Origin of the sequence: Bacillus salipaludis (assembly GCF_030938565.1) — a bacterium.
Lineage (GTDB): Bacteria > Bacillota > Bacilli > Bacillales > Cytobacillaceae > Neobacillus > Neobacillus salipaludis_A.
The window spans coordinates 427,716-441,948 of record NZ_JAVGVR010000002.1 but is presented as its reverse complement, the minus strand read 5'-3'; the positions used below and the strand labels follow the sequence as shown (position 1 = coordinate 441,948).

Genomic DNA, 14,233 nt, shown 5'->3' with positions numbered 1-14,233 from the left:
TTATATGGAATTGAATGAACAAGTTATTGCATTAGTGGCGGAAATCTGCCAAGACGATGTGATAAAAGAAGACCCAGATATTGATTTATTTGAATCCGGGCTGCTCGATTCATTTGGGACAGTAGAATTGCTTGTCCAAATCGAAGAACGGTTTGGCATTACAGTACCCATTACGGAATTCGACCGCGACACATGGAATACCCCCAATAATATCGCGAAGCAGTTGGCCGAATTTAAATGAAAAAAGCTTTATTTGCACCGCTGATATTTGCTTTTGTTACATTTTTGCTTTTGATTATTATTCCTAATAGCTGGGTAGAACGGCTCATTCCAAAACAAAGGGTGAGTCAAGCAGCAACAGAATTGAATCCGCTAATGTTCCAAGGAAAATATATTCAGAAGAAAATGCTTCAGGATCATCAGTATTTGCCCATATACGGTTCATCCGAGTTGGCTAGGCTTGATCGGTTTCATCCATCCAATTATTTTAAAGAAAATTATGACGGGTTTACTCCTTTTCTTATTGGACGCGGTGGTTCGATTTCCTTAATTCATTTTCTCAACTTTGCTGAACATATGGACCAGTTAAAAGGAAAAAAAATTGTATTTGTTTTATCTCCCCAATGGTTCCAGCCTCAGGGGGCAGATTTGTCACATTTTGTGCCAAACTACTCAATACTTCAGGGATATGATCTTGCTTTTAACGATAAAATTGACCGAAAAGTGAAGAAGATTGTGATGAAACGATTGTTACAGTTTAAACCCGTACAGGACGATCGAATGCTTTCGACCCTTTATCAAGCAGAAATTTCGAATAATGCGATGGATAAGCGAAAAGCCACATTTGTACGTCCATTTGCTTTTGTCTATCGAGGAATACTAACGAAAAAAGATTTATATTACTCGATAGCAGGCGGTATTCCGCACAAACGCGATATCAGCCCAAAAGTACGAAATAAATCATGGGCGGAATTAAAACATCAAGCAGACTTAATGGGTAAACGGCAGTCAACGAATAATTCATATTATGTGATTAACGCTAAATACAATAAAATAAAGAAGCGAGTTCCTCAATTGAAGGACTCCAAAATAGGTGCATCATACGGTAAATCGGATGAATATTTAGATTTTCAGCTTGTACTAGATCTTTTAAAACAATCTGATGCAAAACCATTATTTATTTCGGTTCCCGTTAACGGTAAATGGTATGATTACATCGGTTTTCCAAAAGAAGGCCGTACTTCTTATTACAAACGAATTAAAAATCAAATTGAGTCACAAGGGTATCCAATTGCTGATTTTTCCAATCATGAATACGACCCTTATTTTATGAAGGATACGTTTCATATCGGATGGAAAGGATGGGTATATGTGGACAAAGCAATTAAAGATTTTTACGATAATTTTTGAATTAACTAAAAACCCTGACAAGAACCCTTAGTAGCTTTTAAAATCAAAAGACCTGTTTGTTCCAATTTGGAATAGAACAGGTCTTTTTTCAAATTTCTTTATTCACGAATTCGTTAGAATATACAGAACCATACTTGAACCCAATCTGGAATATAGATCTTTAATTGTTGATGCACTAATCCATCCAGCTAATTGCATTTCTTGAACAGTTTCTCCAACCATTACGGCAAGAACCACTATTAAAAGAGCACCTGTAAATACCAGCATTTTTTTATGGGGTAATCGTCGCTAAGCAAGGAAAGTTAAAACACCTACAATCATAGTTAATGCCAGACCGATGAATGCTCCTTGAAGAATTATATCAGTACCTACTTTTAATCTTAAATTTTGAAGAAAAAGAACTACTTCGAATCCTTCGCGGTAAACGGATGTAAGACCTAAAATGAATAACGACTATGGTGAAATATCTTCAAATATTCCCTTCTAATCCTTTTCTCCTCCCAGTATGAAAAATTTCTTTCCCTTCTTCAACACTCCTGGACCATATGTACAATAATAATAGACACTTAAGTTAATTTTAATTAATTATTAATAAATAGCCCCCCCATTTCTAATATAGTAGAGACAGACATCATCTCAAATGAAAATAAGAGATCGAAATTGCTTTATAACATTGACTACTTTCAAATAGGGGGTGAGTTTTTTAAAGAAAACTTAGCATTTTCTGAATAACGTATATGGGACAACCTCTAGGTCGGTAAATGAAAAGCAACGAATCACAAGTCACCATATTTTGGGAAACCTTAAGATTATGAAAAATTGCTGTGGGAGAATCAGCGCAAAAATCCTTAATGATAAACTTGGATTTGGATGGGTATCCTTATTTAGAGTGAAATAAAATTTAATTGTGGGAAACCACTTTAAAGAAAGGATTTTTTATATGCAAGAAAACCAAAATAAAATGAAAATTTTACTTAACAAAGTACCACAAGTGACGATTTTCTTTTGGATCATCAAAGTTTTGTGTACAACTGTTGGTGAAACATTTGCTGATTTCATCAATTTCAACATGGGACTTGGTTTAACTCTTACTACCATTATTATGGGAATTGCGTTTTTTATTGTATTATTTTTTCAATTTAAAGCAAACAGATATGTTCCAGCCTTTTACTGGGTAACAGTTGTTCTTATAAGCGTATTTGGAACACTGGTAACGGATAACTTGACAGATAATATGGGCGTACCGCTTGAGGTTAGTACAGCAGTTTTCTCGGTGCTACTAGGACTGACTTTTCTATTTTGGTATCTTAGTGAAAAAACATTATCGATCCACTCGATTTTTACTAGAAAAAGAGAGGTTTTCTACTGGCTTACGATTCTTTTCACCTTTGCACTTGGAACAGCGGTCGGCGATTTATATTCCGAACAACTTGGTTTTGGATATCTTAACACAGGCTTAGGCGTTGTTATTATTATTGCTCTTGTCTTCTTAGCTTATAAATTTTTGAAACTTGACGGAGTATTAGCTTTCTGGATTGCGTATATTTTAACTCGTCCGCTTGGAGCTTCTCTTGGAGATTACCTATCTCAACCAAAAGTAAATGGCGGATTAGGACTCGGGACAACGGTTACGAGTGTAATTTTTCTTATCGCTATTTTAGCGATTATCGTTTTTCTTGCCGTTTCAAAAGTTGATACAAATCTTAAAAGTGATATTGCAGAAACAAATCAAAGTAATGCAAATAAGAAACATGTGCTCACACAGACGATTGTTGTACTCGTAATTTTCTTAGTTGTTGGTATAGGTGGTTATAACTGGCGCAGTAATTATATTGCATCACAAGGGGCTGCTGAGCAAACCACTTTAGCAGGTCAATTAAACGATTTTGTTAAAATTGAAAATGATATGCTAAACGCTGTAAATAAAAACGACTTTGCTTCAGCCAAAAAAGGCGCTGATAATTTGGAACATCAGTGGGATACACAAGAACCTAAGCTTCGAAAAATTGATAGTGCTACCTGGACAAAAATTGATGGAACAATTGACACTGTGTTAGCAGCGTCCCGTTCTTCAAAACCTGATGTTAACCAAAGCAAAACAGCACTTACTAATTCAATTAGTGTCTTAAAAGGGGCAAATAGATCAACATCAAAATCTGGTGCCTCATCAACTACATTATCTGGACAGTTAAACGATTTTTCAAAAATCGAAAATGATATACTAAACGCTGTAAACAAAAATGACTTTGCTTCAGCGAAAAAAGGGGCAGATGAATTAGAACATCAATGGGACACTCAGGAACCTAAGCTTCGAAAAATCGATGGTGCTACATGGACAAAAATTGATGGAACAATAGATGTTGTATTAGCTGCAGTACGTTCATCAAATCCTGATGTAAACAAGTGTAAAACAGCAATTAACAATTCACTTAGTACCATAAAGGCAGCAAACAAATAAAAAATAAGGAATCGCAAATCGCGGTTCCTTCTTAAATGAAACTTTCTTTTGTAGGTCATTCGACTAAAGAAAAAATTTATAAGGAGCCTCCTTTCTTGCTCCTTCACACGAATAACAAATAAGAATTATAGAATTACTATTTTTTTAATATGATGGTTAAGGAGTTTTAAAATGAAAACTTCAATAATAGACGTTATATTTATTTGTTTAGGTTTATCATACGGTACGTATGAGTTATTTATAAAACCGATAAATCGGTTAAGTTATGAGTTTACTGGAATCCTATCCATTTTTTTATCTTTATGGATTTCTTTTTCTTGTATAAAGTATCACAAAGAATAAACATTATAAAGTTATTTTCCCTCCAATTTTTCATATTTTATTTGTTGTTGCAGAACTATAATGTCACTATCATTATTAATTTTTTCGGGAACCAGATCCTCATCTCCAGGCATTAACCTCCAGCCTTTATTTAAGACAAAGCGAAGCCAAGAACCTGCAAGCCATGAAGTAATTAGGGCTAACATTACTAAAATTGCAAAAAAGTCTTGATTGATAATCCCTGCTGAAAAGGCAACAGTTGAAAGAACAATCCCTGGACCCCCACGTGCATTCATTGCCATTGCAAAATTCATACTTGTTAATCGATCCTGATGAATGATCTTACAAGCAAGGAACACAATAATAGATTGTGCAAGTGTAGCAAATAACAAATATTGTAAAAAGAATAATGGTTCAAAATGTTTGGCAAGATCTAATTTTAGTCCTACTACGGCAAAGTAAACTGGAATAAACCAAGAAAATGAAATCTGAAGTACAGACTGTTCTAATCGTTTAAACAACGTTGGGGGTAAAGCCCACTTTGCTCCGATTCCTGCTAATAGCGCTCCAAAAATGGTATCAATATTTAAATATCCAGCTATTGAAGAAACAACAAACATGATAAATAAAAAATATCCAACATGAGAAGCTCTAAATAAAAAATTCCCGTTTCGAATTGTTAGGTTTTTAAACAAAAAGCTAAGAGAAAAAAGAGTAACCATAATGAACCCTGCTGTAATACCAATACTCTTAAAAACAGCCCCAGATGTAACTGATCCGCTATGCCCAGCAACTGAGGTAGCTATTCCAAGAGCGACCCAAAGCAATGTATCATGGACTCCAGCAATTGCTATAACAAGTTTTGCAAATCTTGAATGCATTATTCCTAAGTCATTAAATATTTTAGAAATAACAGGTATTGAAGTAACAGCTATTGAAATTGCGATGACAATCTTGATTGCAAACTCACTATTGGCTGGTCCAATAAATTGTTGAAAATTAAATAAATTGGTAGCAATCCACCCCAGTGCAAACGGAAGAATTGTAGAGGCGAGAACGAGAACAGTTGTAATTTTTCCATCACCTTTTTTAAATTTAGTGTGGAACTTTAATCCAGAACAAAACATAAGTAATGTAAGACCGATTTGAAACATAAGTCCAAACATCCGATCTTCCTGTGGAAAACCAGAAAACAGCCAAGAAAAAGCACTTGGATAAAAATATCCAAGTAATGTTGGTCCTAAAAGAATTCCTGCTGCCACTTCACCGATCACCCTAGGAATCATTAACCGCTCAGCAAAATAGCCTAGTAAATGAGCTAGTGCTAACAAGATGGCTGTTGCCAACAAAAAGTGACTAAGTTCTATAGAGCTAAAATCGAACACCTAAACCCCTCCTTTTGTTTTCAATATAAAATATGATATTTGTACAAGTTGGTCATGGCCATTTACATATAAGAGACAACAAACTTCCAAGAAAAAATGTTCAAAATGGCTAATCCATTTTTGCACCTAGGCACATTCTGATGCCATATAAAATCATTAAAAGTATTTTCTTGTGATTGCTCTAATGTTTGTTCTTGAAGCGGTACTTGGGGTTTATCTGATATTACCTTACCTCCTTTATCCAAAATATATGGAATCGATAGCTTTTCCTTTCTTAAGGAATCATTAAATCTTTATGAATAGATATGACAATAAAAGTAGCTATCCTTTTTTAAATACTTTTAATTTTTCAGCTCTAATTCGAAGGTTCTTTAAAAATATTAAATTTCTAACCTGCCCATTAGTGGAACAAGAAAATGAGAGAATTGAAATTTAATGGTCACAGATTTAGTGTATCTTTCGGATAATATGGTAAGTTCTGTTGAAGTGTACACTTAAGGAGATGAAAATGAAGATTTCAATAATAGACCTTATATTCATTTGTTTAGGTTTTTTATTTGGTACGTATTAATTATTTATAAACCCGATACATGGGTTAAGTAATGAAATTACTGGAGTCCTATCCATCGTTTTACCAATATGGATGTCCATTTCATGTATAAAGTCACTGAAAGAAAAAACTGAGCAATAATTAAATTTAAGACAATGTAATGGTGTTAAATGTGAAGTTTTTAACAATGAATTATAAGAAAGGGAAATTAGATTGAAGGAATTTACTGTTTGCTATACTTTAGATAATAATATTAAAACCGAAAAATTGATAAAAGAATTAGATGTTAAAAAAGAAGATGTTGAACAAGAAGTAATTGAAAAATTGTTGCGTTACAACTACTTCATTGTCAAAGATGACCAAGGACTTTTTATGATAAATTCATATTTAATACGTTATGTACGGGTTATAAATGAAAAGATATTAGTTTTATAAAAAATAAAATGCAGTTACTTATAACTCAATATAAAAAGTCACCTTGGATTTTATAAAGACTTACAAAAATTCTCTATAAATATTCGCAAATTATTCTAGGATGGATAACAAGGAGATAGTAATGCGATTTAAAACACTGTCAAATGAAGAGCTAATTGATATATATTTAACGGCTTATGAACAAAAATTAAATGCTTCTTTTTTAAAAATGTTGTTAGAAGAAATTGTGGAAAGAGAAATATATGACGTATTACTTGAGACTGGTTTACAATCCTAGTCTTATTTTTTAGCTTTTTGAGTCGATAGGGATATAATGGCGTAATTTCTCCGCTTCCATTAACCTAACCTGTTAGTGAAACAACAATAGCCTCTAAGAGTAGCAGCTGATCTTCAAATCAAACACGTTAGCTTAATAACATTTTGAATTAATCACTGAAATCTTTAAATAGCGTCTCTATTTCTTTATCAACATAAAAGTCGCCATCACTTATGAATTTTTCAATTTCTACTGTACCATCCCCTATATTAAGTTATAATACAGTTTATAATTCTAAATCCTTGTTGAGCTATCCTACCCCTATAGTTGAAAAAGAGACTGCCAAAATTGGCAGCCAATTTAATAAATAATCTTATTTCCAAACCTCTTCTAATGTATTTCTAAAAAGTAGATCAAGATTATGTGTGAAGTCGGGTATATCTATATTTAGTGTCTTCGTATATTCTCTAAGTCGTAAGATTTCCTCATTTAAAAAATCGTTTATTACCTCAATTTTCGGTTCAAAATCAAGTTCTTCTCCGTCTATTTTTCTTTTTAATAAGATTTGAATGTGTTTCTTTAGTTCCCCATTGGGTAATATGTCCTCTAATAATTTAGGGAACTCTAATGGTGGAAACTCATTATATTTTTCTATCCATCTAGCTGCTAATACAGGTCTTAGTACATAAAAATATTTTTTTATTCTTACTTTATCCCCCTGTAAGTATTCACGAAAATTATTACTTGCCATATTTAAATAGTGATGTAAACAGGAGTTCGGAGCAAAAATATTTTTACTAAGCTCTTTCATCTGGTCAATAGTAGAAAAAGCTTGGTAATAAACTATCCCTGATCTTAGCCATTCCATTAATGGCGGATTAGATTTTCTAAATAGCCTCAATGCTTTTGTAAGTTCCCATCCTGTTATATCTAACAAGTCATTTATAGGTAATTCAATTACATCTCTTTTCTTCCCTATTCCCATTTGGTCTATTGTTAGATAATCATTCTGTTTATGTACATAGATAAAGCGAACATCATAATCACTGTCTTTTGAAGGGAATTCCCAAGCCCTGCTTCCCGACTCAACAGCATATAGAATCTTTACATTAAAATCTTCTTCTATTTTTAATAAGGATTTTATAATTGTTTCTTTCAAAACTATTACCTCTATTCTCATATCTTACAAAATGTTTATTACTTATTGATTCATTCAACAAAAATTATGTAATTCCTTCTTGAACTAAACTCCCTCAATAAAGAAAGCAAAATCTCCTGATTTCTCTGTTTTTCTTAGATTTTCATATGCATGTTTTTCATCAGTCCCACGAGCATTAAGTTTTACAACATCACCTTTTCTTAATGCTAGACCCATAACACCAATTATACTTTTACAATTTTTAGTTCTCTTTTCTTTTATAAGACTGACTTCACTTTTAAATAAATTAGCTTTTGTTATAAATTCGGTTGCAACACGTGCTTGAAGTCCATTTGATAGTTGACACACAATCTCTTTTTCAACCACTAGAAATCACCAACCCATTCTGCAACTCAGGAGAATAGCCCAAAGGATCCAATCAACTCTGTGAAACAGATATCAGTAATCACACGGTTTCTTGCCAGCTTTCTAGGATAAGAGATTATTTTTTGACGTTGTGGGCACTTTCTTTTCCTCAACACGACCGTTTTCTTGGGATAATTTCTTTGTTTTCAAATCTGTAAAATCTTCCCCCAAGTTCACGTTATCATATTTTTCTTCTTTGTATTCTTTAACCCAACGGTTCACCATATTTGAACTTAGCTCATACCGACGAGCAACAACGGAAGCATTACTTATATCAATTGCTTCTTTACAAACTTGGATTAAAAATAAAAAAGGTAAATCACTTCTTGGTAAATTTGAGGGAGTAACATAAGCATTTCTTTAACCTTTTTACTATCCACTTGTAAGATTAATTCTAATTCAGGTGTTTTCTTTTCTCTTCAACACCTGATAAAGCTAATTCCTCAGAAAGCAATATCTTATTTTTATAGTTTTTACGCAAATAATCAATGCAATGGTTTTTTGTTAATTTATAAAGCCAGGTATTTAAAGAGCACTTTCCTGTGAATTTATCGCGATATAATAGTATTTCATGAAAACTTCCTGAGTAATATCCTCGGCAAGAAAAGGATCCCTTACATACGAAAAGGTATGCTTGTATATTTTCCTTTCATAATTTGAGTATATCTCATCAATTTTATCAATCTCTTGTAACATTCCAATATCAATTAGGAGATTACCTATCTCAGCCAAAAACTAATGGCGGGTTAGGTTTGAGGACAACCGTTACAAGTGTAATTTTTCTTATCGCTATTTTAGCAATCATCGTTTTTCTGGCTGTTACAAAAATTGATACAATGTCAAAAAGTGAAAAAGCCGTAACAAATGCAAGCAAGAAAAATGTTTTAACACAAACCATTGCCGTACTGTGTATTTTCTTATTTGTTGGGATTGGCGGATATGTTTGGCGGAGCAATAATATAACATCACAAACCGATTCTACACAAACTATATTAACTGGCCAATTAACAGATTTTGCAAAAATTGAAAGTGATATGTTAAACAAAATTAACTCAAAAGACTTTTCTTCGGCAAAAAAAGGGGCCGATAAATTGGAACATCAATGGGACACATCAGAGGCAAAACTTAGAAAAATAGATGGCACAACCTGGACTCAAATTGATGGAACAATTGATGTTGTTTTAGCAGCCGTGCGCTCATCAACCCCAGATATTACCCATTGCAAATCTGCACTTAACGATTCGCTTAGTGTCATAAAAGGAGCAAATAAATAATATCTTAAGAATCGCAAAATCGCGGTTCCTATTTTAAATGCAAAATGGGAAAAATAGTATGTTTACCATTTTGAACAAAATTCAGCAAAAAACATATTCTAATAATGGGTAATATATTAAAAAAAGACCGTGATTTATTGAACACGGTCTAAAAAATAATTCTAGAAATGATGTTTAAATCCATCCTCGGTCGCTAAACAATGGATGGATTTTTCTTTTGAGTTTACTTTGACTTTGCACATTCAACGCCTACCAATCCATTTTTGTTTTTTAAATAAGGATATTAATCCCGTACAAAATGATCTGAATTAATTAGGTAACTGAATTGTTTTTATATGCTCTAAATTCCATACGACTATTTCACCTTCATCTGTTATCAAGGTTGCTTGGTTATCTTGTACCTTTTCGAGTAAACCTATTTTATCGGGATGGTCTCCATCATCCAGAATAACGAGTTGATTTTCTAACTTTTTCAACTGATCATCAAATCTTCTAGCTAAAGGGGAAGATCGATGTTTAAGGAGAACATTTCGACTGTCCAGCTTATAAGGAGTTGTATTTGCCGGATAAGGAATTAGCCATTTTAAATGATTCATTGATATAAACACTGTTTTGTAGGCAGGTGAATAAAATTCAAAATAGTCGTTCATGATGCTGGTTAAATAGCCGTTAATGGTTTTATTCCCTGTCACATATGCCTTTACGAATAATCCTCTAGCATTCAATAAAATTTTCCGATAGGATATTGCCTCAATTTCAATCGGTTTTTCTGAGGGAGTACCGAAACAGGTATCTTCTTCAATAAAACTGATTTCTTTCACTCTTTGTATTTGAACGAATGGAATATAGAGAAAGGTATGGGTACATTCATGATACAAAACAAGGACGTCTAAGCCTGAATCAATTAAGATTCCTCTGTGAACAATTCCTCCTGTTATCTCCACCTCAATATTTTTTTCAATGAAATCTAAAAGCATTTTAATTCACCTTTATTCTCCTTTTTAAATGAGTTTATCTTTGAAGGACTCCTCCAAAAAAATAAGAAACCCAATAATATAAAATCACTAATGTGAACAAAACAGTGGGTGGAATCACGACAAATGTAACTTTCATATATTGCCACCAAGTAATGATTACTTTTCCGCGTCTTAAAATATGCATCCACATGAGCGTTGCGAGCGTCCCCATTGGAAGTAGTAACGAGCCCATATCACTGCCAATAATGTTTGCTAAATACGCAATTTTTAAGGAGAGTAAATCTAGGTTCATATGAGTTAAGGTAAGGGTTCCTACCATTAGGGCTGGGTGGTTATTGAAAAGGTTAGACAGTACCGTTAATAGCGTCCCCATTAAGACACTCGCATGGAGCAGGCTTCCGGATACCAATGGACGCATGAATCCAATTAACCAGTCTGTTAAACCAATGTTATTTAAACCGTAAATAATGGTGTACATACAAAAAGCGAAAATGAGGATATACCACGGTGTTTTTTTCAGCATATCACCTGGTGGAATCTTTAAATAAGCCCAGCGCCATCCTAAGAGGACAAGCGAGCCAAGAACTGCTACAAGGGAAACCGGAATGGCGAAAAAGGATGCAACAAAGAGGCTGACACGTACAGCAAATACGAATAGCAGGACATATAGCATAAACCTTGTCCTTTTCTTCTCCGAAGCAAATTTAGGGCCTAGTTTCTTTGGATGATGAGAAGGATTGTTTAGACCCAAAACACTAGTAGGAATGGTCTTTGGTAAGATTTTGCGAAAATAAACGAAGAGGAGCCCGACTAAGAGCAGTAAACCAAGTGTGGCCGGTACAAACATCATCGCTGTATGCAAATACAATGTCATATGCACGATTTTTAATGCAATCAGATTGACAATATTACTTACACCGATTGGGGCACTAGAAGCGGTCGCAATTAAGCCTCCAGATAGTAAATAAGGAATTTTTTGATGGTTTTTTAATCCCATGTTGTTTAATAACATGACTAAAATCGGAGTGGTAATTAAAATACTCCCATCGTTATTGAAAAACAGTGTCATAAGGAAACACAGAAGGTTGACATACCAAAATAATCGTATTCCAGATCCTTTGGATATTTCCCCAGCTTATCGGCTACCCAGTGGAAAAATCCAAAGCTTTCTAATACAATCGCCATTACTATGGTTGCCATGATCGTGATCGCAGCACCACTAATGGTATCCGTGATGACACCTAAATCCGAAAATGAAACACTGCCGCTAAATAATACAATCAATGCACCAATCGCAGCAGGTATGGCTTCATTTATCCCTTTTGGTCTCCATAGAATAAATATTAGAGTACCTAAGAAGGCTAAAATGGTGATCCAAGCCATTGGTTGAAGCATATTTTTTCTCCTTCCTTCCTAACTATTAATGATACTTGCATAAGACAACCATCCCTCATATAAGTTCAGTCCGCTGTTGTCCCTCCCTTCCATCTATCCCTCTTGGGAATTTGTACTGTATTTATATGTATCACGAATAAGACATGCTTTAGGTTTGTACCCTTTTTTATTACAAATGTGCTTTAATCTATTAACTAATGCTCTGGATAGATATCAATACAGTTCTTATTAAGCTACGGTGCATTACCGGAACAACGTTAATGCTTTTTCCAATTGAAGTAACGAGTCAGTTAGCATAATAACTTACCTTAAAATAAATAATATTGAACACTTATATTGACTGAATGTTGGCTTATTCGTGGGATTTCAAAATATGTATGGAGTAGAAGATTTATTGACCATAAGGGCTCTGACCCATCAGGTTAGCATGACTGTCCTCCACCCCTATAGGCATGACGAAGGAGTTACAGGGCAAATAACCCGTTGAGACAGGGGAGGCAAAGCCTCCAGTGGGGTGTGGAGAATGCATTTAATATAGTAATATGGGGTGAAAGTTCACTATTTTTCACTATGACTTGACAAAGGACCGCGGGAAAAAGAAAAGTATCGGATTCATTGATAAACGGAAAACCCACAAAAGAAGTTGCTAATTTACTTTTTATTAGTGAAGGTAGTGTACGTAAACACGTTAGTAAAGTTTTTAAAAAATTAAACGTAAAAGAAAGAATGCACACATTTTATGAATTAATAAGATTAGGGAAGTTCCCATTATAATAATGAGGTAATTTTATTCCACTAAAGGAGCGATGCTTTAAGAAGGCATCGCCTTTTCTTTGGGGAATGTAGTCAATCCAAAATGTTAGTAACTGGACCTTGATAAAATAGAACAAATGTTCCTATTATAAGTAGAAGAGAGGATGTTGAATGAATAGTTGGTCGAAAAAATACCTCAATATGTAAATAAATTAAAATTTAATTAGATTTTGAGAATTTCGTTGACTCATACATATAAGTTTGGCTAAAATTAAGTCATTCTAAATGATAAAGATTCTCATTATCATTATCGTTTTTATTTGGGAGTTGATCAAAGTGTTAAGAAAAATCATTAATCTCAAGACATTTCTTATAACTGTTGCGTTAGCAGTGTTGATTGGTGTTATAATATGGCAAGGCGTAAATTATCATGGTAATCCGGATCCTACAGCAAAAAACATAACACCAGGTGCAGCCATTATTAATACTGCTATCCTTGTTTTTCGAGAAGGATTAGAAGCTATATTAGTGTTAGCTGCTATAATTTCTGGACTAGTTCGTAAAAAGGAAGACACTGTATGGAAACCTATTTCCATAGGAGCTGGTGTTTCATTCTTAGCTACCATAGCCACTTGGTTCATTGTTGTAGCCATCATCTCAGCAGTGAACGCATCTGAGTTACATATTCAAGCTTTTACTGGTATTTTAGCAGTGGTTGTTTTGCTTATTATTATGAACTGGTTTTTCCACCAAATTTATTGGACTGGATGGATAAAACTCCATAATCAAAAGAAACAAAAAATCACTTCTAATAAAGGGGAAGTAGTTCAAGCATCTACTTTTTGGTCCCTTTTCATTCTAGGTCTCACATCTGTTTATAGAGAAGGATTTGAAGTGGTACTATTCCTACAGAATTTGAGATTAAAAGCAGGATCGGAAATTGTTCTTCAAGGAGCTTTAATTGGTTTAGCATTAACAATGATTGTTGGCGTTCTCACATTTATAGCCCAACGTCGTTTACCTCATAAAAAGATGTTAGTGTTTACCGGTGCTCTTTTAGTAATAGTCTTAGCAGTAATGGTGGGCGAAACTATTCAAGAGATGCAATTAGCAGGTTCGATGAGTACAACCGCAATTAGTAATCTTTATATACCTAATTGGGCTCAAGTTTGGTTCTGTATTTTTCCAACTGTAGAAACTTTATTATTTCAAACACTAGCAGTAATTTATGTATTAGGTTCCTATTTTGCACAACGTTATATAACAAAAAGAAAAGCAATTAAGAAAAAATTAATTGCGTCTTAAAATAAAAGCATTAGAATAAAAAATTAGAGCAACTTTTAAGTGTTGCTCTTTTTTATTTCATACGAATCCGTTCTTTAAGTATTCTGCCATTTAGCACAAAAAATGCTGCATCGATGGCAGCAGAATCTTCAATATAAGCACCCGTTCGTA

General features: G+C 33.8%; 13 protein-coding genes and 1 pseudogene. 8 read left to right on the top strand and 6 right to left on the bottom strand.

Annotated features, from left to right (window positions below; translation table 11 throughout):
• Window positions 1-4 precede the first annotated feature (4 nt).
• The 3 genes from dltC to RCG21_RS33240 all read left to right on the top strand — a co-directional run bounded on the left by dltC (window position 5) and on the right by RCG21_RS33240 (window position 3,868).
• Entirely contained in the window at window positions 5-241 is a 237-nt protein-coding gene (gene dltC, locus RCG21_RS33250) for a D-alanine--poly(phosphoribitol) ligase subunit 2 (protein ID WP_308914674.1), read from the top strand.
• Complete coding sequence (dltD, locus tag RCG21_RS33245; protein WP_308914673.1) at window positions 238-1,410, top strand: D-alanyl-lipoteichoic acid biosynthesis protein DltD; 1,173 nt, start codon at window positions 238-240, stop codon at window positions 1,408-1,410. Before dltC ends, dltD begins: the two co-directional genes overlap by 4 nt.
• A gap of 940 nt (window positions 1,411-2,350) precedes the next feature.
• A complete protein-coding gene (locus tag RCG21_RS33240; protein WP_308914672.1) occupies window positions 2,351-3,868 on the top strand; it encodes a COG4705 family protein in 1,518 nt (505 codons plus the stop codon).
• Between the two features lie 353 nt (window positions 3,869-4,221).
• On the opposite strand, the gene RCG21_RS33235 is transcribed toward RCG21_RS33240, so the two are convergent.
• Window positions 4,222-5,574, bottom strand: a complete 1,353-nt coding sequence (locus RCG21_RS33235) for a cation:proton antiporter (RefSeq protein ID WP_308914671.1) — start codon at window positions 5,572-5,574, stop codon at window positions 4,222-4,224.
• A gap of 763 nt (window positions 5,575-6,337) precedes the next feature.
• Between RCG21_RS33235 and RCG21_RS33230 the strand changes: the two genes are divergently transcribed.
• Both RCG21_RS33230 and sda read left to right on the top strand, forming a co-directional pair.
• Window positions 6,338-6,559 carry a hypothetical protein gene (locus RCG21_RS33230; RefSeq protein WP_308914670.1) on the top strand — a complete coding sequence of 74 codons (222 nt, stop codon included), beginning with the start codon at window positions 6,338-6,340 and terminating at the stop codon, window positions 6,557-6,559.
• Between the two features lie 121 nt (window positions 6,560-6,680).
• Window positions 6,681-6,836, top strand: a complete 156-nt coding sequence (gene sda, locus RCG21_RS33225; RefSeq protein ID WP_308914669.1) for a sporulation histidine kinase inhibitor Sda — start codon at window positions 6,681-6,683, stop codon at window positions 6,834-6,836.
• A 352-nt stretch (window positions 6,837-7,188) separates the two neighbouring features.
• Here sda and RCG21_RS33220 read toward each other — a convergent pair whose 3' ends face one another.
• From RCG21_RS33220 to RCG21_RS33790, 3 genes are all read right to left on the bottom strand, one after another.
• Complete coding sequence (locus tag RCG21_RS33220) at window positions 7,189-7,974, bottom strand: nucleotidyltransferase domain-containing protein (protein WP_308914668.1); 786 nt, start codon at window positions 7,972-7,974, stop codon at window positions 7,189-7,191.
• 84 nt (window positions 7,975-8,058) lie between these two features.
• Entirely contained in the window at window positions 8,059-8,340 is a 282-nt protein-coding gene (locus RCG21_RS33215) for an HPr family phosphocarrier protein (RefSeq protein WP_308914667.1), read from the bottom strand.
• A 564-nt stretch (window positions 8,341-8,904) separates the two neighbouring features.
• The gene (locus RCG21_RS33790; protein ID WP_504928519.1) at window positions 8,905-9,075 is read right to left on the bottom strand and encodes an RNA polymerase sigma factor; all 171 of its coding nucleotides are present in this window, start codon (window positions 9,073-9,075) and stop codon (window positions 8,905-8,907) included.
• 56 nt (window positions 9,076-9,131) lie between these two features.
• Here RCG21_RS33790 and RCG21_RS33210 point away from each other — a divergent pair, with 56 nt between their 5' ends.
• Entirely contained in the window at window positions 9,132-9,653 is a 522-nt protein-coding gene (locus tag RCG21_RS33210) for a hypothetical protein (protein ID WP_308914666.1), read from the top strand.
• Between the two features lie 308 nt (window positions 9,654-9,961).
• On the opposite strand, the gene RCG21_RS33205 is transcribed toward RCG21_RS33210, so the two are convergent.
• Window positions 9,962-10,630 (bottom strand): YwrJ family protein, encoded by a 669-nt coding sequence (locus tag RCG21_RS33205; RefSeq protein WP_308914665.1) that lies wholly within the window; start codon window positions 10,628-10,630, stop codon window positions 9,962-9,964.
• Window positions 10,631-10,664: 34 nt separating this feature from the next.
• Window positions 10,665-12,025: pseudogene (locus RCG21_RS33200) on the bottom strand (arsenic transporter).
• A gap of 615 nt (window positions 12,026-12,640) precedes the next feature.
• Between RCG21_RS33200 and RCG21_RS33195 the strand changes: the two are divergent.
• Both RCG21_RS33195 and RCG21_RS33190 read left to right on the top strand, forming a co-directional pair.
• The gene (locus RCG21_RS33195; protein WP_308914664.1) at window positions 12,641-12,799 is read left to right on the top strand and encodes a LuxR C-terminal-related transcriptional regulator; all 159 of its coding nucleotides are present in this window, start codon (window positions 12,641-12,643) and stop codon (window positions 12,797-12,799) included.
• A gap of 315 nt (window positions 12,800-13,114) precedes the next feature.
• On the top strand, window positions 13,115-14,083 hold the full coding sequence (locus tag RCG21_RS33190) for an FTR1 family iron permease (RefSeq protein WP_308914663.1): 969 nt from the start codon (window positions 13,115-13,117) through the stop codon (window positions 14,081-14,083).
• Window positions 14,084-14,233: the final 150 nt, after the last annotated feature.